The organism is Polynucleobacter sp. (assembly GCF_030693775.1).
GTDB lineage: Bacteria > Pseudomonadota > Gammaproteobacteria > Burkholderiales > Burkholderiaceae > Polynucleobacter.
In genome coordinates, this window is record NZ_JAUXZY010000004.1 from 22,332 (window position 1) to 42,569 (window position 20,238).

At 49.5% G+C, this 20,238-nt stretch carries 17 protein-coding genes and 1 pseudogene; 11 read left to right on the plus strand and 7 right to left on the minus strand.

What is annotated here, in order from left to right; genetic code table 11:
* Positions 1–14 precede the first annotated feature (14 nt).
* The 5 genes from Q8M75_RS02860 to dnaA all read right to left on the minus strand — a co-directional run bounded on the left by Q8M75_RS02860 (position 15) and on the right by dnaA (position 6,067).
* Entirely contained in the window at positions 15–224 is a 210-nt protein-coding gene (locus Q8M75_RS02860) for a DUF3717 domain-containing protein (RefSeq protein WP_305486004.1), read from the minus strand.
* A gap of 12 nt (positions 225–236) precedes the next feature.
* The gene (locus Q8M75_RS02865; protein ID WP_305486007.1) at positions 237–731 is read right to left on the minus strand and encodes an SET domain-containing protein; all 495 of its coding nucleotides are present in this window, start codon (positions 729–731) and stop codon (positions 237–239) included.
* A 3-nt stretch (positions 732–734) separates the two neighbouring features.
* Positions 735–3,233, minus strand: a complete 2,499-nt coding sequence (gene gyrB, locus Q8M75_RS02870; RefSeq protein ID WP_305486009.1) for a DNA topoisomerase (ATP-hydrolyzing) subunit B — start codon at positions 3,231–3,233, stop codon at positions 735–737.
* Positions 3,234–3,244: 11 nt separating this feature from the next.
* Positions 3,245–4,360 (minus strand): DNA polymerase III subunit beta, encoded by a 1,116-nt coding sequence (gene dnaN / locus Q8M75_RS02875; protein WP_305486012.1) that lies wholly within the window; start codon positions 4,358–4,360, stop codon positions 3,245–3,247.
* 261 nt (positions 4,361–4,621) lie between these two features.
* Positions 4,622–6,067 (minus strand): chromosomal replication initiator protein DnaA, encoded by a 1,446-nt coding sequence (gene dnaA, locus Q8M75_RS02880; RefSeq protein WP_305486014.1) that lies wholly within the window; start codon positions 6,065–6,067, stop codon positions 4,622–4,624.
* A gap of 221 nt (positions 6,068–6,288) precedes the next feature.
* On the opposite strand from dnaA, the gene rpmH reads away from it, so the two are divergent.
* The 7 genes and pseudogenes from rpmH to mnmC form a co-directional block, all read left to right on the plus strand.
* The gene (gene rpmH, locus Q8M75_RS02885; protein WP_108469945.1) at positions 6,289–6,423 is read left to right on the plus strand and encodes a 50S ribosomal protein L34; all 135 of its coding nucleotides are present in this window, start codon (positions 6,289–6,291) and stop codon (positions 6,421–6,423) included.
* A 10-nt stretch (positions 6,424–6,433) separates the two neighbouring features.
* The gene (rnpA, locus tag Q8M75_RS02890) at positions 6,434–6,754 is read left to right on the plus strand and encodes a ribonuclease P protein component (RefSeq protein ID WP_305486017.1); all 321 of its coding nucleotides are present in this window, start codon (positions 6,434–6,436) and stop codon (positions 6,752–6,754) included.
* Positions 6,755–6,994, plus strand: a complete 240-nt coding sequence (gene yidD / locus Q8M75_RS02895) for a membrane protein insertion efficiency factor YidD (RefSeq protein ID WP_305486019.1) — start codon at positions 6,755–6,757, stop codon at positions 6,992–6,994.
* A gap of 7 nt (positions 6,995–7,001) precedes the next feature.
* Entirely contained in the window at positions 7,002–8,669 is a 1,668-nt protein-coding gene (gene yidC / locus Q8M75_RS02900; RefSeq protein ID WP_305486021.1) for a membrane protein insertase YidC, read from the plus strand.
* Positions 8,670–8,697: 28 nt separating this feature from the next.
* The gene (gene mnmE, locus Q8M75_RS02905) at positions 8,698–10,068 is read left to right on the plus strand and encodes a tRNA uridine-5-carboxymethylaminomethyl(34) synthesis GTPase MnmE (protein WP_305486024.1); all 1,371 of its coding nucleotides are present in this window, start codon (positions 8,698–8,700) and stop codon (positions 10,066–10,068) included.
* Between the two features lie 144 nt (positions 10,069–10,212).
* Positions 10,213–12,081, plus strand: coding sequence for a phosphoenolpyruvate carboxykinase (GTP) (locus Q8M75_RS02910; RefSeq protein WP_305486027.1), 1,869 nt, complete (start codon positions 10,213–10,215; stop codon positions 12,079–12,081).
* A gap of 14 nt (positions 12,082–12,095) precedes the next feature.
* Positions 12,096–13,097: pseudogene (mnmC, locus tag Q8M75_RS02915) on the plus strand (FAD-dependent 5-carboxymethylaminomethyl-2-thiouridine(34) oxidoreductase MnmC); the annotation flags it as partial.
* Positions 13,098–13,156: 59 nt separating this feature from the next.
* Here the strand turns inward: mnmC and Q8M75_RS02920 are convergent.
* Positions 13,157–15,826 (minus strand): DNA topoisomerase III, encoded by a 2,670-nt coding sequence (locus tag Q8M75_RS02920; protein WP_305486029.1) that lies wholly within the window; start codon positions 15,824–15,826, stop codon positions 13,157–13,159.
* Positions 15,827–15,997: 171 nt separating this feature from the next.
* Positions 15,998–16,672: a DNA-processing protein DprA gene (gene dprA, locus Q8M75_RS02925; protein ID WP_305486031.1), complete on the minus strand. Its 675-nt coding sequence runs from the start codon at positions 16,670–16,672 to the stop codon at positions 15,998–16,000.
* A gap of 72 nt (positions 16,673–16,744) precedes the next feature.
* Between dprA and def the strand changes: the two genes are divergently transcribed.
* From def to Q8M75_RS02945, 4 genes are read left to right on the plus strand one after another with little or no spacing between them, the layout of a single operon-like run.
* On the plus strand, positions 16,745–17,260 hold the full coding sequence (gene def / locus Q8M75_RS02930) for a peptide deformylase (RefSeq protein ID WP_305486033.1): 516 nt from the start codon (positions 16,745–16,747) through the stop codon (positions 17,258–17,260).
* Between the two features lie 13 nt (positions 17,261–17,273).
* Positions 17,274–18,287, plus strand: coding sequence for a methionyl-tRNA formyltransferase (gene fmt, locus Q8M75_RS02935; RefSeq protein WP_305486034.1), 1,014 nt, complete (start codon positions 17,274–17,276; stop codon positions 18,285–18,287).
* A gap of 3 nt (positions 18,288–18,290) precedes the next feature.
* Positions 18,291–19,643 carry a 16S rRNA (cytosine(967)-C(5))-methyltransferase RsmB gene (gene rsmB / locus Q8M75_RS02940; protein ID WP_305486035.1) on the plus strand — a complete coding sequence of 451 codons (1,353 nt, stop codon included), beginning with the start codon at positions 18,291–18,293 and terminating at the stop codon, positions 19,641–19,643.
* Complete coding sequence (locus Q8M75_RS02945) at positions 19,640–20,230, plus strand: DUF4390 domain-containing protein (RefSeq protein WP_305486037.1); 591 nt, start codon at positions 19,640–19,642, stop codon at positions 20,228–20,230. Before rsmB ends, Q8M75_RS02945 begins: the two co-directional genes overlap by 4 nt.
* The last annotated feature ends 8 nt before the right edge of the window (positions 20,231–20,238 follow it).

The following is a 20,238-nucleotide window of genomic DNA, read 5'->3' on the forward strand; positions in this document are numbered from 1 at the left end:
GCAGCCAAACAATACTACCGAGCAAGAAATACTTTCAGTGCGCTAAGGGCAGCTTCATCAAGAACATCCAGGGGAATGCGAGCTGAGCCCTGAACAATCATCATCGCGTATGGTTTTGCCAAGGCAGAGGCTTCGGCACACAACTGCAAAGCATCACCCGATGCGGGAGATTGATTACGCCAATAATTAATTGCCGCCTCTAATTCTTGAATGGATACAAACATAGTGCGGCCGTTTTACTTATCGCGCTTGGCAAGCATGGTGCCTCTGCAGCGCTTAGCGCCACAGCGACATTCATAATCTTTTTTCATTTGTTTGGTGCGGCGTCCCTCAACATCAAGCGAATAATCGTAAAACAACTCTTCGCCCGGCTCTAAGTCGCGCTTGGCAAAAATGAATACGCGCGGCATATCTTTGTATGAGCCCTCTTGTGCTTCGCAATTCGGTTTACATGAATGATTAATCCACCGCGCCGCATTACCACCGCGATTGGCATCGATCACGCGACCACTCTCCAAAGAAAAATAAAACGTGTGATTTGGCTCATCGGGGTTGTGTGGATGTCGGCGCTCAGCCTCTTTCCAACTAATGCGCTCGCCCTCGTACTCAATCAGAGCACTGCCTTTTTTAATGGCTACTTTTGCAAACACACCCTTGCCATGAATAGGAGAGGAGCGCACAACGATCGCGGCCCGATTCACCTTGGGTAAAGACAGCTTACTTTTTTTCATACATTACACATCAAGGTTGCGGGCAATCAATGCATTCTTTTCAATAAAGGCGCGGCGCGGATCTACCTCATCACCCATTAAGGTGGTGAACACCTGATCCGCCACAATGGCATCTTCAATTTGGACGCGCAACAAAGTACGGGTTGTGGTATCCATGGTGGTCTCCCACAACTGCTGTGGATTCATTTCACCCAAGCCCTTATAGCGCTGACGACTCACAACTCGCTCAGCTTCAGACAGTAACCACGCAAACGCCGCACGGAAATCAGTGACCACCTGCTCCTTCTGGGTTTTTTCAGGATCACCACGACGAACGCGCGAACCCGGCAACACTTTTCCACTGAGGGAGCGGGCCGCAGAAGTCAAACTCTGATAATCATCGCCGTGAATAAAGTCTGAACTAATAGCAGACAACTTTAAGTTTCCGTGAATTCGGCGCGACAAGAGAAGGCGAAAACGCTCGGTCCGATCCTCTTTTTGAACAATCACCTCTGGCGCAAGCGCCAGGGAATCTAAACTTTCTTTAAGGGCGATGCGCAAACGCTCCGCAGATTCCTGGGCGGCCGCCTCCGTATCAAGGTTCAGCGGAGTACCTGCCGCAATCGCGCGCAAGGCATCTTCATCCATGGTGCGTGATAAGCGATCTACAACAGCCTGAATCACTTGATAGTTGCGAGCCAACTCATCGAGCTCTGCACCTTGTATCAAATCACCGCCCGGCGTCTGAATTGAAGCAGACTCCAAAGCAATTTTTAAGAGCAACTGATTTAGCTCGGAATCATCTTTGATGTACTGCTCATTTTTACCGAACTTCACTTTATAGAGTGGCGGCTGGGCAATATAAATGTGCCCACGCTCAATCAACTCTGGCATCTGGCGATAGAAGAAGGTCAACAACAAGGTACGGATGTGACTACCGTCCACGTCCGCGTCGGTCATGATGATAATGCGGTGATAGCGCAGCTTATCGGCCTTGTATTCTTCAATGCCAATTCCGGTGCCCAGCACCGTGATTAAGGTGACCACCTCTTGGCTGGCAAGCATTTTGTCAAAGCGCGCTTTTTCAACGTTCAGAATCTTCCCCTTTAGAGGAAGAATTGCCTGAAAACGACGATCACGGCCCTGTTTTGCAGAACCGCCCGCAGAGTCACCCTCGACAATAAACAATTCGGATTTTTCAGGGTTTTTTTCTTGGCAATCAGCTAATTTACCTGGCAAGCCCAAACCATCGAGAACCCCCTTGCGGCGAGTCATGTCACGAGCCTTACGGGCGGCCTCGCGAGCGCGGGCTGCATCAACTATCTTGCCGCATAAAATCTTAGCGTCCGCAGGGCGCTCTTGAAGATATGCACTCAACGCCTCAGCGACAATTTCTTCTACCGGACCACGGACCTCACTGGAAACCAACTTATCTTTAGTTTGGCTAGAAAATTTGGGCTCAGGAACCTTTACCGATAAAACGCAAGTAAGGCCCTCGCGCATATCGTCGCCCGAGATTTCGACTTTGGCTTTTTTGGCAACCTCGTGCTCATCAATGTATTTATTGATGACGCGCGTCATGGCAGCACGCAAACCGGTTAAGTGGGTACCGCCATCCCGTTGCGGAATGTTATTCGTGAAACACAATACTTGTTCGCTAAAACTGTCATTCCACTGCATCGACACTTCAGCGGTAATTTGTCCACCAAGGTCCGACGGACGATTGCCTTCAGCATAGAAAATATTGGGGTGAAGAACGTTCTTGGTTTGATTGATGTATTCAACAAACCCCTTAACACCACCAGAATAAGCAAAATCCTCTTCTTGGCCAGAGCGTTGATCAATTAATCGAATGTGAACGCCATTGTTTAAAAAGGAAAGTTCGCGAATGCGCTTAACCAGAATTTCATAATGGAACTCAACTTTTCCAAAAATCTCTTCATCCGCCAAGAAGTGAACTTCGGTACCGGTTTTTTCGGTTTCGCCCGTAACAGATATTGGAGAGATGGCTACGCCTTGCGCCTCTTCGATATTGCGATTCTGAATAACGCCGCGGGCAAACTCCATGTAGTGGACTTTTCCATCACGACGAATGGTTAACTTTAGCCACTTTGAAAGTGCGTTAACGCAACTTACGCCGACGCCATGCAAGCCGCCAGATACCTTATAACTATTTTGATCAAACTTACCGCCCGCATGCAACTCCGTCATAACGATTTCGGCTGCACTGCGTTTTGGGTCGTGTTTGTCGTCGAACTTCACCCCGGTCGGAACACCGCGGCCGTTGTCAACGATCGATATCGAGTTGTCCGTTTGAATAACCACCGTAATTTCGGTGCAATACCCTGCGAGCGCTTCATCAATGGAGTTGTCTAGAACCTCAAAAACCAAATGATGCAGACCAGTTCCATCGGATGTATCGCCAATGTACATTCCAGGACGCTTACGAACTGCCTCTAAACCCTCAAGAATTTGAATGGATGATGCGCCGTACTGCTCTACTGCCTTTATATCTTCAGTCATATTTTTCTAATTTAAATGCGCATTGGCATTACAACGTACTTAAAGTCCTCGGAAGCGGGTAATGTAATTACGGCGCTGCTATTGGCATCGCCCAAACTAATCTGAATGCGCTCCACTTTGACGTTTGCGAGCACGTCAAGTAAATAACTTACGTTAAAGCCGATCTCTACTGAATCGCCAGCGTACTCTGTTTCAATGTCTTCTTGAGCCTCTTCTTGCTCAGCATTGGTCGACTGAATCGTAATGCGATTAGGTGATAAGGAAAAACGAACGCCTTTGAATTTGTCGGTTGTTAAAATGGCAGCTCTTTGCAGAGCTGCCTGGAGAGTTTCACGCGCAACAACTAGTGAGTTTTTATGACCTTTTGGAATCACCCGCTGGAAATCAGGGAACTTGCCCTCAACCAGTTTCGAGATGAGCTCAACATCACCAAAGTTAAATTTAATTTGATTGGCGGTCAAACTAACCTCCAACTCAGCATCGCTATCATCCAATAAATGCTGGCACTCTAAGATGGTTTTCCGAGGAATAATAATTTCTTGATGACCACCACTACCCGCTACCGGTTGTGCCAATTCAACCCGGCTATAGGCCAAGCGATGACCGTCCGTAGCCACCGCAACAACTTCCTTGCCATCAATGACCAACAACATACCATTCAGGTAATAGCGAATATCTTGCTGAGCCATTGCGAAATGTACCTGGCTAATGAGTTGCTTAAACGCCTTTTGTGGCATTTTCCAACTTGCAGTAACCTCACCCACCGATTGCATCACCGGAAACTCTGTGGCAGATAAGGTCTGAAGGGTAAAGCGACTTTTGCCACTTTGGACCACTAATTTCGAATCTTTTAAATTCAACGATACCGGGCCTTCAGGCAGCGCCCGCAAAATATCCAATAATTTTCTTGCTGCAACTGTCGTTGTCATGTCGGTATCACCAACACCAAAACTGGCGCTAGTTGCTATCTGTATTTCAATATCAGTAGAAACAAAAGAAACGCGCTCACCTGTTTTTTTAAACAACAGGTTTGCCAAGATAGGAAGGGTGTGACGACGTTCAACAATGCCGCTTACGATTTGAAGTGGTTTTAATAAACTATCGCGCGATGTATTTATAAGTTGCATTGCTTTTAAATCCTTGTATATATCTAACTAGTAATAGTAATAAGCCTTCAAAAAACAGTGGATAACCCATTAAAGACTTATACAACAACTACTTGTAACTAAAAAAACCTGTGCACAACTTCGGTATAAATGAAGGATAGATTCGGGATAACTTTTTCGACTAACTCTATTTTTGCATATCAGCGCTGTTTTCCCCAATTTATACACATGAATTTTGCCCAGTTATACACAGACTCATCCACACGTTTATCCACAGCCCATTTAAGCCTTCAGTGTCTGCTCGATCACATGAATTTCATGGTTTAGTTGGCTGTCGTGGGCACGCTCTTCTGTGATTTTGCGGACCGCATGCAAAACAGTCGTGTGATCGCGCCCACCAAACAGTTCACCGATCTCCGGAAGGCTTTTTTGGGTCAGCTCTTTTGCCATAAACATGGCAATTTGCCGCGGCCTGGCAATGTTCGCAGGCCTGCGCTTCGAGTACATATCCGCCACTTTCATATTGTAAAAGTCAGCTACGGATTTTTGGATGTTTTCAACTGAAATTTGGCGGTTTTGAATCGACAGAAGGTCTTTCAGGGCGGCACGGGCAACATCAATCGTTACATCACGCCCATGAAAGCGCACAAATGCCAAAATCTTGCGCAGCGCACCCTCAAGCTCGCGCACATTTGATCTGAGGTGTTTGGCCACAAAAAACGCAACATCTTCAGACATTGGTATGCCTTCTGCAGCCGCTTTTTTCATCAAAATGGCAACGCGCATTTCAAGCTCGGGTGGCTCAATTGCTACTGTGAGTCCAGAATCAAAGCGTGAGATAAGGCGGTCATCGATGCCGGCCATCTCTTTGGGGTAGGTATCGCTGGTAATGATGACTTGCGCACGATTACCTAAAAGGGCTTCAAACGCATAAAAGAACTCTTCTTGGGTACGTGATTTCCCACTAAAAAACTGAATATCATCAATTAATAGAAGGTCTAGAGAGTGGTAATAGCGTTTAAAGCGGTCAAATGCCTTCTGTTGATATGCCCTTACAACGTCCGACACATATTGCTCCGCATGAATATAGCGAATACGGGCGTTGGGGTTTTCTTTTAGAAGGTGATTGCCAATTGCGTGGATCAAATGGGTTTTACCTAGGCCGACGCCCCCATATAAAAACATGGGGTTGTATGACGTGCCAGGATTGTGCGCCACTTGAATTGAAGCGGCGCGCGCCAGTTGATTTGCTTTACCTGTAACGAAGGTTTCAAAAGTCAACATAGGGTTGAGTTTGGAGTGGTCCTCTAATTCAAAGGCAGACGACTCGCCCAACTCCGCTTCCGGCATGGTCTGTAAATAATCAGAAGATGCCGTATTAGCCTCTTGAGGCCTGCTTGTGGGAGTTGTGGCCAAGGCGCTTGCAGCCGATGCAGAGCCGCCATCATCCAACACAAACAGTAAAGTGAAGGACTTGCCAAAATAACTTTGAGCAAGCTCTTGAAATCGATCAGAAAACGTTTTTTTCGTCCAATCTAATTTAAAGCGATTGGGAGCAGATATTGTAAGCAAACACTCACTCTCATCCAAACCATTTAATTTAAGGGGTTGAATCCAGGTTTTAAATTGTTGCGGGGAAAGCTCACGCAGCAAGGTGGCGGTGGCGTGATCCCAAAAGCCCAGAGGGCTTAAGGAAGAGAGGGTGGTGTTGTTTTCTAGATTGCTCATTTTCGGAGGGTTGATTGTAGCGATTTTCTAAAGTTATCCACAAGCCATAAGTAGGTGGAAAAACTGTGGATAACTTGTGCCCAAATGATAAAAACCTATATAAATCAATGAACAAAGAAAAAGTCGAAAAATAAAATAAGGGAAAAACCCAATAAGAGCAGAACTAAGGTTGACCTTTTGGGCGGCACAAAGGAAAATACTTGGCTTTCCCGAGGTCAATCATGAAAAGAACGTATCAACCATCCGTAACCCGCCGCAAACGTACCCATGGATTTCGTGTCCGTATGAAAACACGTGGTGGCCGTACCGTATTAAATGCACGCCGCGCCAAAGGCCGTAAGCGCCTAGCAGTGTAAGTGTACTGGCTTGAATAGCGCGCGCATATCCGAATTACTTAAATCAAATCCCAAAACATCAAAGAACTGGGGTTTGTATTTAGGGGCTCGTAGTCAGGGCACGGATAGTGCTCTAGGAATTGCTGTTGCAAAAAAATTAGCCAAAAGAGCGGTAGATCGAAACAGACTAAAACGGTTTATTCGAGAAAGCACACGACAGCCGCACAGTGCGATATTAGAAGGTCACGATGTCGTCATTCGGCTTAAGAAACCCATTGGCCAAACAACGCGAGGCCGATTGCGTTCCGCAGAATTTAATGCATTGAAGCAGCAACTAGCGGAGCTAATTTAAGTGCAGATCATTAATCGCGCGGCAATCGCTTTAATCCGGATTTACCAAATCGCGTTAAGCCCTTTTTTTGGCTCTCAATGCAAGTTCGAGCCTAGCTGTTCCCAATACGCATGCGATTGTTTTAAAGCCCACGGCAGCGCTAAAAGTACCGGACTCATTGTCTGGCGGCTATTGCGTTGCAACCCTTGGAGTCATGGTGGCTATGACCCAGCAATTAACCCACGCAAGATAAAAGAATAAATACAACATGGACACAAAAAGAACCATCCTCTGGGCCGTTTTTTCAATAGCGGGGCTGCTCCTTTATAACAACTGGTTGGCCTACGAAGGCAAGACACCGCTGTTCGGATCACAAAGCATGAGCAAGCAGGAGGCCGCTCCAGTTAGTGGGAATGAAAAGAAAAGTGACGTACCGGTTTCAACTGCCAACACCAATAACACTGCGCCAGCCCTTGCCCCCAAGGCAATTCCAGCGAGCATGGCACAGCTGGCAAACAAAGAGCGCTTCACATTGCAAAACGATGTCCTCGCAATTGAGGTGAGTGCAGACGGCGCTAACGTGGTGAGCGCGACCTTATTAAAAGAACTAGAGGCCGATAAAAAACCAATCAAACTAATGCAGGTAACACCGGGCCATCAATATTTTGCGCGCTCCGGATTGATTGCTGCAGGCAACGCAGATTTACCGAACCACACCAGTGAATTCAAATTGCAAACGAGCGGTAAGGATGGATCGGGCCGCCCTTTCTTGGTTGTGGCTAGTGAGCGTGGTGGCGTAACCCTTGAAAAAACCTTCATCCTAAATCCGAGCAGCTATGTGATTGATGTGATGCACCGCGTCAGCAAAAATAACGCAGCAATAGGCCCTCTCGTTTTATATACCGAATTAGTACGCGACGGAAGCAAGCTCGATGAGAGTGAGTTCTACAGCACATTTACTGGCCCGGCGGTCTATACCAATAAAGAGAAATTTAATAAGCTCGAATTTACCGACATAGAGAAAAACAAAATCGCCATACCAAAGCAAGTTCCTGCTGGTGATCCTGCATGGGTGGCGATGGTGCAACACTATTACGCAAGCGCATGGATACCGAGCGATAAATTAAATCGCGATATTTATGCTGGAAAAATCGACACCAACGTCTATCGCGTTGGTATACAAACCCCGCTCGAAGATATTGCTCCTGGCAAAACAACCACCGAGACAGCACGTTTATTTGTAGGCCCACAACAAGAAAGTACTCTGGAGGCAATTGCACCTGGACTCGAGCTGCTTAAGGACTATGGCTATTTAACGATCCTAGCTAAGCCCATTTTCTGGACCCTAGAGCGTATTTATGAGTATGTACACAATTGGGGCTGGTCGATTGTTATATTGACCTTCTTAATTAAGCTCTTGTTCTACCCCTTATCGGCTGCAAGCTACAAATCAATGGCGCGCATGAAAGAGGTTCAGCCAAAAGTAATGGCGATGCGCGAAGCCAACAAAGGCAATCCGCAAAAAATGAACCAAGAAATGATGGCCCTTTACAAAAAGGAAAAGATCAATCCGCTTGGTGGTTGTTTGCCAATGTTGATTCAGATACCCGTATTCATTTCTTTGTATTGGGTGTTGCTGTCGTCAGTTGAAATCCGCAATGCGCCTTGGATTCTTTGGATTCATGATTTGGCTGTGCCGGATCCGTATTACATCTTGCCAGTCATTATGGCGGTTTCAATGTGGGTTCAAACCAAATTGAATCCAACGCCACCAGACCCAATTCAGGCAAAAGTGATGCTCTACATGCCGATCATTTTTTCCATCATGTTCTTTTTCTTCCCGGCCGGATTGGTGTTGTACTGGGTAGTCAACAACATATTGTCGATTGCGCAGCAGTGGCAGATCAATAAGATGATTATCAAACGAGCAATGTAGTACTACATCCACTATTCAAATGTCAGCAATGGGGCCCGCATCTAGAAAAATCCCCATTGTTGCTATCGCCACTGCGCCCGGCAAAGCCGGGGTTGGCATTATTCGCATCAGTGGTGAAGGCTTGCAAGAGTTAGCCTTTGCTATTACCAATACACGACTGCAGCCCCGCAAAGCCACACTGGTTGATTTGCGCAACCATGATGGCCGCATTATTGATTCGTGCCTTGCAATTTACTTTTCAGCGCCCCACTCGTTTACAGGCGAAGATGTTTTAGAGTTGCAGTGCCACGGCGGACCACAGCTTCTCGATTTAGTTGTGCAGCGCTGCCTACAATTAGGCCAAGGGGCCGGTTTAGCAATAGCCGAGCCGGGTGAATTCTCTCTGCGCGCTTTTTTAAATGAAAAAATTGATTTAGCCCAAGCGGAAGCCATTGCCGACTTAATCGATGCACAATCGCACGCCGCTGTCATGGGCGCGGCGCGGTCGCTGCAGGGTGCGTTCTCAGATGATATTCATCGTTTGGTTCAGGCCTTAACGGAATTGCGCATTTTGGTTGAGTCGACCCTCGACTTCCCAGAGGAAGAAATTGAGTTTTTAGAAAACGCCCACGCACGCCAACAGCTAAGCGATATTCAGGAACAGCTTCAGCGCTTACTTGGCGCTGCCAAGCAGGGACAGATATTGCGTGATGGTGTACAGCTAGTCTTGGTAGGCGCCCCTAATGTGGGCAAAAGCTCTTTGTTAAATTGCCTGGCTGGTGAAGAGGTAGCAATTGTTACTTCTGTAGCCGGAACAACGCGGGACAGGGTAAGGCAAAGCATCACACTCGACGGCGTTCCAATACACATTATTGATACGGCTGGTCTGCGGCAGACGAATGATGAGGTCGAGGCAATTGGGATTGAGCGCACCTGGGCATCGATACGCGCAGCCGATTTGCTTTTATACATAGAGGCCCCGGATGCGCAAACGGCCGATGAGATGCTTTATGCCGAAGTAGTGGCGGCATTACCTGCGGGTTGCACGTCTTTGCGATTAGTCAATAAAGCGGATTTACTTGGCGCGGCTAATAGCGCCACAGAGCCGGAGATGCTTTTTGTCTCTGCCAAAACAGGTGCCGGGATTCCAGAGTTAAAAAATGCCATCTTGACCCGCGTCGGTTGGCAAGCCGGCCAAGAAGATGTTCTTATTTCTCGGCAACGCCACATCGATTGTTTATTACATGCGGAAGCTGCTCTGAGTAAAGCAGGCATTTATGCGCTCCAAGGAAATCGCGCATTGGAACTCTTTGCAGAAGAGCTTCGGTTGGCACAAGAACATCTGGGCCAAATCACCGGCCGCCTATTGCCAGACGATTTATTGGGAAAAATATTTAGTCAATTCTGCATTGGAAAATAACAAGGCCATTAACCATTTTATTTCAGGGCACTTCTTCTTCTGCTTTTAAAAACAAGGGCTTGCAGCTATTCAGGCGATGAAAAACGCTGGCAGGAAAATGCTAAAATCGATCTATCCAAAATATTAAAAATGCGAGGGCTTTACATGAATCAACCATTAACGCACGATGCCATTTCAGTTGCAGCGCCAGAGTATGTGAAGAACCAAAAACTGATAGAGTGGGTTGCCGAAGTTGCTGCACTAACCAAGCCGGACAACATTCATTGGTGCGATGGTTCGCAAGCCGAATATGATCGACTGTGCGATTTAATGGTGGCCGCTGGCTCATTCAAGCGTTTAAATCCAGCCAAGCGAAAAAATTCTTTTTTAGCGATCTCGGATCCCCAAGACGTCGCTCGCGTTGAAGACCGCACCTTTATTTGCTCGCAGCGCAAAGAGGACGCCGGCCCTACCAACAACTGGGTTGCTCCGGACGAGATGCGCGCAACATTGAAGCCCTTATTTGCGGGCTGTATGCGCGGTAGAACTATGTATGTGGTTCCCTTTTCAATGGGCCCGATTGGCTCGCCGATTGCACACATTGGTGTTGAGTTATCGGACAGCCCATATGTGGCCATCAATATGCGCATCATGACCCGCATGGGGCGCGCTGTGATTGATCAACTCGGCAGCAACGGAGAATTTGTCCCTTGCATTCATACCGTAGGTAAGCCGCTTGAGGTTGGCGAGAAGGATGTTGTCTGGCCCAATAACCCAACCAAATACATTGTTCATTACCCCGAGACGCGTGAGATCTGGTCATTTGGTTCTGGCTATGGTGGCAATGCCTTGTTGGGCAAGAAGTGCTTTGCCTTGCGCATTGCGTCCACCATGGGACGAGACCAAGGCTGGTTTGCAGAGCACATGCTCATTCTCGGCGTTACCTCACCACAGGGAAAGAAATACCACATTGCGGCGGCATTCCCTTCGGCGTGTGGCAAAACCAACTTCTCCATGATGATTCCGCCCAAAGGGTTTGAGGGCTGGAAAGTGACCACCATTGGTGATGACATTGCTTGGATTAAGCCGCGTAAAGATGCTGCGACCGGCAAGACGCGTTTTCATGCGATTAACCCAGAGTCTGGTTACTTTGGCGTTGCTCCGGGCACCAATCGCAAAACAAATCCCAATTGCATCGACTCATTAAACCAAGACGTCATCTTCACCAATGTGGCGCTGACTGATGATGGCGATGTGTGGTGGGAAGGTTTGACCGAAACGCCACCAGCGCATTTGATCGACTGGCAAGGAAAAGATTGGACTCCAGCAGATGGAGCCGCTGGCAGAAAAGCTGCACACCCTAATTCGCGTTTCACCATGGCGGCAACCAATAATCCAGCAGTTGATCCCAACTGGAATGATCCAGACGGCGTGCCGATTGATGCATTCTTGTTTGGCGGTCGCCGCTCTACTACCGTGCCTTTAGTAAGTGAAGCCCGAGACTGGGAAGAAGGCGTTTATATGGCGGCTACCATGGGCTCGGAAACCACCGCAGCCATCACCGGTCAAGTCGGCGTTGTGCGTCGCGACCCTTTTGCAATGCTCGCATTTGCTGGCTACAACATGAGCGATTACTTTCAGCATTGGCTTAGCCTTGGCAAAAAATTAATGGCGTCGGGCGCAGAACTGCCGAAAATTTATTGCGTCAACTGGTTCCGCAAAAACGACGCTGGTCAGTTTGTCTGGCCTGGCTTTGGTGAAAACATGCGTGTCTTAGCTTGGATCCTCGAGCGCGTGGACGGCAAAGCCAAAGGCAAGGAAACGATTTTTGGCATCTGCCCTGAGTATCAGGATCTCCATTGGGACGGCCTTGATTTTTCAGCCGAGCAGTTCAGTGACGTGATGTCGGTAAGCAAGTCAGATTGGCAGGCCGAAGTGAAATTGCACTCGGAGCTTTTTGAGCAATTAAAGCATCGCTTACCAGCTGAGCTCTTAGCAACGCGCAGCAAGATTGAGCAACGCATCGGAAGCTGATTCCTGTTCACCATATGATCGCCCCCCAGCACCATGACATCGTGGTGATTGGGGCTGGCATCGCAGGCGCAAGCATTGCGTACGAAATCATCTCTCGGGGTCACGCAGTATGCGTTGTTGAGTCTGAATGTGGCCCTGCCACAGGATGTTCAAGTCACGCCTATGCCATTGCCCATCCCCATATCACCAGGGGATCAGCAAAACTACTCCAATTAACTCGCATCGCATTTGAGCTGGCATTAGCCCGTTGGGGCGATCAATGGGTGCACCGCGGCGCACTGCAGCCTATAAAAAATGGCCTTGATTTTGATGCCGATGCCATCGCGCTGCAACTGTCGGAGCTTGGCTTAAGACCAGAAATAGCGTTCCCTGTCTCCGCAGAACAAGCAAGTCAGTTGGCAGGAGTGGCACGAGCCGGCGTTTGGTTTCCCAATGCCGGAATGCTGAGCTTAGAAAAAACAAGTAAAGAGCTATTGCAACCCTGCGCGCAGTTAACGCAGATCAATCAGGTGCGGATAGACACATTGATGCGCGAAGGCAATCACTGGCTGCTAAGCGACACGACAAACAAAATCTCGATACGCGCAAATAAGGTGATCGTTGCGGCCGGCCTATCGTCAAAAAAATTACTGAGTAGCATCCAAATTAAGTTGCCCCTGAAGCCGGTACGCGGTCAGCTGAGCTTTTTTCAAATTGACTCGAAGAGTGATTGGATTACTCGCTTACCCCGAGCGATTATCTGTGGCGACGGTTACTGCATTCCAGCGAGTCGATTAGAAAATGGCAATATGCGCTGGATTGTCGGCTCGAGTTTTGATGAAAATGAAAGCGATCATCACCCCCGCTTTGAAAGTGATCGCTTTAATCAAGCGCAGGCAGCCGGTCTACTCAACTATGCCGAGGGCAACCAAAGTGAGCTGACGCCAGACGGCCAATTCGTTGGTATTCGTTGTGTAGCAGGCGATCGGCTGCCCATCATCGGCGCACTGCCGCAGCGACCCGGCATTTTTGTGGCTACTGCCCTTGGGTCGCGCGGTATTTTGTGGTCTGCCTTGGCAGCAAAACTAATTACAGATCAGGTTTTGGCAGGGGACTTTGCTTTGCTGACGCGCTTAGGTTTTACCTCTGCCTTGGCTGCAGCGCTTGCACCTGATCGTTTTTTGGCGGGCGGGGCAGCGCCCGCTTTGGGCGCTTTCGCTTCAAATTCAAATCCAATTTTGCCGCCTTCGCCAAGAGCCAGATAGGCCTTAAAGCCGCGCCCGGTGCGATTGGATTTAAAGTTGGTCAACAAGTCAGTTTTGCCGCTGGTCAGCAGTTTCTGAACTTGCTCCGTCGATATCTCTTGCTGCAAGACAACCTTGCCTGTTTTGAAATCACAGGTTTTGCTAGGCCCGGTATTGCGCTCACAAACATAACGCATGCCATCTTCATAGACTGCACCAGAACATTTTGGGCAAACGCCTAAAGCGGTGCGACCAGTAAAGTCGATGGCTTCCGCATCATCATCTTCAGTATTACCAAAGTCGAATTCCAATTTGAAGCCGGCGTTGGGATAGTCTTTATCGTCCTCCGGAATTTCAGTTAGCTGAATGATGGCCGCAAAAGGGCGGCCGATCTTGCTACGAAACCCCTGTAATGGTCCGATGGTCTTATCACGCAACAGCGTTTCAACTTCATCGTATTCAAATGCCCGCCCGCCTGGCGTTTTACTAATCGTAAAGCCACACTTCTCACAAGCAAAGCGCCGGTAGTTTTCTTTGACGGACCCTTTGCAATGGGGGCAGGGTGTGGTGAGGGTGGCGTAGTCGCCCGGAATGGTATCGCTATCGTATTCTTTGGCACGCTTCACAATGCGCTGCGTCATTTGTGCAATTTCCTGCATAAATGCATCGCGCTTCATTTTTCCTTGCTCAATTAGCGAGAGCTTATTTTCCCAATTGCCGGTAAGATCTGGGCGCGTTAATTCTTCGACATCGAGACCACGTAACAGGGTCATCAATTGGAATGCTTTGGCAGTGGGTATGAGCTCCCTCGCTTCGCGCACCATGTATTTTTCTGCTAGCAGCCCCTCAATGATGGCGGCGCGGGTCGCAGGAGTGCCAAGGCCCTTTTCAGCCATCGCCTCACGCATATCGTCATCATCAACCCACTTGCCGGCGCTTTCCATGGCCGAGAGGAGTGTTGCTTCGCTATAGCGGGCTGGTGGTTTTGTTTTTAGAGCCAGCGCCTCAATCGTGTCGCTTTGTACCGTTTCGTTTTCTTGTACCGCAACCAGTTCGTCGTCCGCTTGATTGCTGCGACCATAGACGGCTAGCCAGCCTGGGTGAACCAAAACGCGTCCTTCGGTTTTAAAGTGGTGCCCCGAACATTCGGTTATGCGAGTGGTGACACGGAATTCTGCGGCAGGAAAAAACACCGCTAAGAATCGCCGCACAACCAAATCGTAGAGTTTTTGTTCTGGCTCGCTGAGGCTCTTAGGGGATTCCAGCGTGGGAATAATGGCGAAGTGATCTGATATTTTAGAGTTATCAAAAATTCGCTTATTGGGCTTGATCCAGCCATACCCTTTTGTTTTGGCGGCGCTGTCTTTTCCATCGCCTTTCAATATGGCGTTGGCATGGGGTCGGTACTCATTGGAATTCGCGGCCAGATTTTCAACGGTTTGCTTTACGGTGTCCAAGTAGTCTTCTGGTAATGCTCTTGAGTCGGTTCGTGGGTAAGTAAGCACTTTATGGCGTTCGTATAAAGCCTGAGCAAGACCCAAGGTGTTTTTTGCCGAGAAACCAAAGCGGGCATTCGCCTCGCGTTGCAGGCTGGTTAAATCAAATAGCTGTGGCGCTAGCTGCGTCGCGGGTTTTGCCTCTTCGCGCACGCTGGCCTTCTTGTTGCGGCACGCGGCCACAATGCTGTTCGCAGCCGCTTCGCTCCATAGGCGGTTCTCGCGTAAATCTGGCTCCGCAGCGTCCTTCTTAAATTTAGGATCAAACCAGCGGCCCTCATAAACCCCAGCCGATGCCAGAAAATCAGCCTTTACTTCCCAGTAATCTTTAGAAATAAATTTACGAATGAGCTCTTCGCGCTCAACCACAATGGATAGGGTTGGTGTTTGCACGCGCCCCACTGTCGTCAAAAAGAAGCCACCACTTTTGCTATTGAAGGCTGTCATGGCGCGGGTGCCGTTAATGCCAACCAACCAGTCGGCTTCAGAACGGCAGCGCGCAGCATCAGCCAAAGGTTGCATGTCTGCATCAGAGCGCAGTGCGCTAAATCCTTCGCGGATGGCGTTGGGCGTCATCGATTGCAGCCATAAGCGCTTAATTGGCTGACTGGCCTTGGCGTGTTGTGCAATCAAGCGAAAAATCAGCTCACCCTCGCGACCCGCGTCACAGGCATTAACCAAGGCAGCAATGTCTTTGCGCTTAATCAGTTTTTGTAAAACCTTGAGTCGTGACTCCGTTTTTACAATCGGCCGCAGATCAAAATGGGGGGGAACCACTGGCAAATTGGCAAACGACCACTTTCCGCGCTTAACATCGTATTCCTCAGGGGCGGCAATCTCCAAAAGGTGGCCCACCGCCGAAGAAACAACATACTGCTCATTTTCAAAATAATCATCGTATTTAGTAAAGCCGCCTAGGGCCTTAGCGATATCGCTGGCAACCGACGGTTTTTCTGCAATGATCAGTGTTTTAGGCGTGCTGCCTGCAGTCGATTTGGATGCGGTTTTGGTAGTTGCTTTAGCCACGCGTGAACCTAAATTAAGTACAGATTAGTCAAATTACAGCCATCGATGCAGCCCCCTATTGCGGCGCATTCCCTTTTTTATTATTAACCGATAAATCAAGAACTGTCCAAAATGCCGACTTTTCCCCGCAATATCAGGCGATTTACGCCGCTTTTTAATTAGCAAGATCCGCTACAGGTTGGGGTTCCGGGGCAGTTCAGTCAAAATATCCCCCAAGGCGTGGACCAGTTTGGCGCCGTTTTGAATTAGGCTGTGGCAACCCTCCGAGTGGCCCCCAAGGATCGAGCCAGGCACGGCAAATACTTCCCGGCCCAGCTCTGCCGCAAGGCGTGCGGTAATCAATGACCCCGATCGATTGCTGGCCTCAACGACTACTACCCCTAAGGCAAGGGCCGCAATCAGGCGGTTACGCCTCGGGAAGTGAAAGGGTTTTGGACCAACCCCAGGGGGGAATTCCGATATGAGAAGGCCTGAATGGGCGACGGCCTCTGCCAGGGCAAGGTGTTCGTAGGGGTAGACACGATCCAGCCCGGTTCCGCAAATGGCGCCAGTTTTGCCGACGGGGGATTTTAGGGCGGCACGGTGTGCTGCCCCATCAATGCCCCGTGCAAGCCCAGAAACGATCAAAAAACCAGCCTCTGCGAGCCCCTTTGACAACTCGGAAGCAATATAGAGGCCTTGAAGGCTGGCTTTACGTGACCCGACAATAGCAATGGCAGGACGTTTAAATAAGGCAGCATCACCGTATATATATAGAGGGCTAGGTGGATCACGTAAATCGAGTAGGCGCTTTGGATAGCCCGGCTTGCCGGGATAGAGTAACTGCATGGAGGGATGGTTTTGCATAAACCAATTCTTGAGCACGGGCTTTTGTTTGCCAATCAGCCCAGCCTGATTAGTCTGTAAGATAATTCTGATATGACTTTGTTAACCGTTCTCCATTACCCCGACCAGCGATTGCATAAGGTAGCAAAGCCTGTTGCCGTCGTGGACGATCGTGTGCGCAAGATCGTTGCCGACATGGCGGAGACGATGTATGACGCCCCCGGCGTGGGTTTGGCTGCGACCCAAGTAGATATACATGAGCGCATTATTGTGATTGACGTATCAGAGGAGCAAAACCAGCTGATGGTCTTCATCAATCCGGAGCTCGTTTGGGCTAGCCCGGAGAAAAAAGCATGGCGCGAAGGTTGCCTGTCGGTACCCGAGTTCTTTGATGAAGTAGAGCGACCTGATCAGATTCAAGTAAAGGCGCTTGACGTGAATGGCAAACCATTTGAAATCAAAGCCGACGGCTTGCTTTCGGTTTGCTTGCAACACGAAATGGATCACTTGCTTGGAAAGGTGTTCGTGGAATACCTCTCTTTCCTAAAGCGCAACCGCATCGCCCTCAAAATGAAAAAGCGCGCCAAAGAGCTGGTAGGACAACGCTGAGAAGGCGCCCACGATGAGGGTCGTTTTTGCTGGCACCCCCGAGTTTGCTGCGCATGCCTTACAAGCCATAGAGGCAGCTGGGCATACGATTGCATTGGTTCTAACTCAGCCCGATCGACGTGCCGGCCGCGGCATGCATTTACATGCGAGCCCCGTTAAGGAGTTTGCGCTGAGCAAGGGCATTCCGTTGCTCCAGCCGACATCCCTCAATACCAATAGCGCCGACGATGCAAAAAGAGCGGAAGCAATCGCGGCCTTGCACGTCTTGAGCCAAACCCAGTTTGATGCCATGGTAGTGGTTGCCTATGGCCTGATCATCCCGCAGTCAATATTGGACCTAGCGGAGCAGCTTGGGCGGCACGGCGCATTCAACATCCATGGCTCGCTATTGCCACGTTGGCGCGGAGCCGCACCCATTCAGCGAGCCATTGCTTCAGGAGACGAGCGAACGGGCATCACCATTATGCAAATGGATGCGGGATTGGATACGGGGGATATGGTGCTAAGCGAAGCAATTGATATCGCGCCCGATGAAACCAGCAGCAGTTTGCACGATCGCCTTGCCGACATGGGCGCGAGGCTAATGGTGCGCTGCCTCGCTATGCTGGATGCGCAAGCAGAAATGCCGCGCATTCCTCAGGGCGAAGACGGGATGTGTTACGCCGAAAAAATACAAAAAGCCGAGGCTGAAATTGATTGGTCGCAAAGCGCAATCACTATTGATCGTCTGATTCGGGCATTTAACCCATTTCCTGGAGCAAGCTCTACGCTTAATGGCCAAAGCCTCAAGTTTTGGCGTGCTCGCCCTTTGACACAAGTGCAAGCAGACCAATACCAAGAGCAAGCAAGCAATCGTCCTGGCTTGGTTGTGGGTAAAAGCAAAGATGGTTTTGTGGTGTGGTGCAAGGACGGCGCATTAGAGGTGTTAGAGATACAAAAGCCCGGCGGTAGGCGTATGTCAGCAGCACAATGGATTCAAGCAGAAAAGCCGGCGGGCGCATTGCAATTTACGAAAGCGACTGCCTAAGCCGTGGATAAAAAAAAGGAAGTGGTGATGTCATCAAAAGCGCCGCCCCAGAACCTGCCCTTATCGCAAGCGATCACGATTGCAGCGCAGGCGATAGGCGAAGTCATGTCGGGCAGGTCCTTGACTCAGGTGCTAGAAGAGCTCGAGCCGCAAGAGCGGCCCATCGTTCAAAGCATTACGTTTGACACATTTCGGCGCTGGACCCGTTCACATGCGTTAATTAAAGAGTTCGTGCCAAAGCCACCAAGCAAGCCAGTGGAGCATGTGCTAGCAGTGGCTATCACGCTCCTGCTGGATCGGACTGATGTGGCTAAGAAAGGCTATGCAACCCATACCATCGTCAACGAGTCCGTGAAGGCGTGTGGTGAATACGATGAAACACTGTATGCCAAAGGCTTGATGAATGCCGTGCTGCGAAAAGTCAGCACCGCCTTGGATGCGCAAGGTGTAAAACGCCCAGACCACAATAGCGTGGGTGAGTCTTACTTTCCGCCCTGGTGGATTGCTAATTTAAGAAAAAATTACCCAAAGAGCTGGCAATCCATTTGCTTGCAACAATCGCAGCGCCCACCCCTAACCCTGCGCGTTAATCGCCGCGCAATTTCTCTTGCGGATTACGCCGCTGTATTGCAGGCCGCGCAGATTGAGGCCGAAGTAATAGAGCAAGTTGCCAATGTCGGACTAGATGCTGCTTTGCTTATCAAAGAGCCAGTACCGGTCGCAAGTATCCCCGGATTTTTTGATGGCCTAGTTTCGGTTCAGGATGCGGGGGCGCAGCTTGCAGCTACGCTCTTGGATCCGACCTCGGGCGAGCGTGTTCTTGATATGTGTGCGGCACCGGGCGGTAAGGCTGCTCATATGCTGGAGTGTGCTGATATCAATCTAGTGGCGATTGATGTAGATCGAGAGCGATTAAAGCGCGTGAGCGAGACCTTTGGCCGCTTGAAGCTGAGTGCTGTGCCCGGGCAAAGCGTCGAGTGCATCGCTGCCAACGCTGCCTCACTCGACTGGTGGGATAAGCAGCCCTTTGACAAAATACTGATTGATGCACCATGTTCTGCTTCTGGGATTGTGAGTCGGCATCCCGACATTCCTTTTTTGCGCCGCGCGGATGATATTGCTGAGCTGCAAGGGCGCCAGCGTGCTCTGTTGGAGGCCGGCTGGCAGGCTCTAAAGGACGGCGGCTTGTTGCTTTATATCACCTGTTCTATTTTTCCAGAAGAGGGCAAAGACCAGGCAGAATGGTTTATGGCGGGACGCCAGAATGCGTTACGATTAGATGCGCCCGGCCAAATATTGCCCGGCCACCTGCACGACGGTTTTTACTATGCTCTCTTTAAAAAGAATGGGCCATGACCCAGCGCTTTAAGCAACTCCTTTTATCGGTCATTGTGCTGATAGGCGCTGTGCTGGCGCCTGCCGCAAACGCAGAGGGCATTAAGGTTAAGTTTTTTGAGCTTGAGCGGGTTGAGTCCGAGTGGTTTTTAAATGCAGGCTTTCAGATTGAGCTATCCCCCGGGCTCGAAGATGCCATTCAAAAAGGAGTGGTGCTGCACTTTCAAACCGAATTTGAGTTAACCCGATCACGGTGGTATTGGTTTGATGAGCGGCCCGTTTTGGCTGTTCGGCAAACGCGGCTCTCCTATCAACCCTTAACTAAGCAGTTTCGGATTGCTTCTGGCGGCCTAACATTTACAGCGCAAACCATTGCAGAGGCATTACAAGTAGTTGGAAGCATTGGTGGCTGGCGCGTCATTGATGGGCCGGGCCTGGATCCCAGCAAGCCGTATTCTGCGGCCCTGCGCATGAGCCTTGATTTGAGTAAGTTGCCCAAGCCGTTCCAAGTCAACGCCCTCAACAATAAAACATGGAACGTTTCTAGCGATTGGACTCGCTTTACGTTTACACCCGATGCGCAATCTGTACTAAAGCGCCAAGAGTGAGCATCATC

Bases quoted from the DNA above. Each gene is read 5' to 3' on its own strand.
- Q8M75_RS02860 (WP_305486004.1), bottom strand. From the start codon at position 224: ATGTTTGTATCCATTCAAGAATTAGAGGCGGCAATTAATTATTGGCGT.
- Q8M75_RS02865 (WP_305486007.1), bottom strand. From the start codon at position 731: ATGAAAAAAAGTAAGCTGTCTTTACCCAAGGTGAATCGGGCCGCGATC.
- gyrB (WP_305486009.1), bottom strand. From the start codon at position 3,233: ATGACTGAAGATATAAAGGCAGTAGAGCAGTACGGCGCATCATCCATT.
- dnaN (WP_305486012.1), bottom strand. From the start codon at position 4,360: ATGCAACTTATAAATACATCGCGCGATAGTTTATTAAAACCACTTCAA.
- dnaA (WP_305486014.1), bottom strand. From the start codon at position 6,067: ATGAGCAATCTAGAAAACAACACCACCCTCTCTTCCTTAAGCCCTCTG.
- rpmH (WP_108469945.1), top strand. From the start codon at position 6,289: ATGAAAAGAACGTATCAACCATCCGTAACCCGCCGCAAACGTACCCAT.
- yidC (WP_305486021.1), top strand. From the start codon at position 7,002: ATGGACACAAAAAGAACCATCCTCTGGGCCGTTTTTTCAATAGCGGGG.
- mnmE (WP_305486024.1), top strand. From the start codon at position 8,698: ATGGGGCCCGCATCTAGAAAAATCCCCATTGTTGCTATCGCCACTGCG.
- Q8M75_RS02910 (WP_305486027.1), top strand. From the start codon at position 10,213: ATGAATCAACCATTAACGCACGATGCCATTTCAGTTGCAGCGCCAGAG.
- dprA (WP_305486031.1), bottom strand. From the start codon at position 16,672: ATGCAAAACCATCCCTCCATGCAGTTACTCTATCCCGGCAAGCCGGGC.
- def (WP_305486033.1), top strand. From the start codon at position 16,745: ATGACTTTGTTAACCGTTCTCCATTACCCCGACCAGCGATTGCATAAG.
- fmt (WP_305486034.1), top strand. From the start codon at position 17,274: ATGAGGGTCGTTTTTGCTGGCACCCCCGAGTTTGCTGCGCATGCCTTA.
- Q8M75_RS02945 (WP_305486037.1), top strand. From the start codon at position 19,640: ATGACCCAGCGCTTTAAGCAACTCCTTTTATCGGTCATTGTGCTGATA.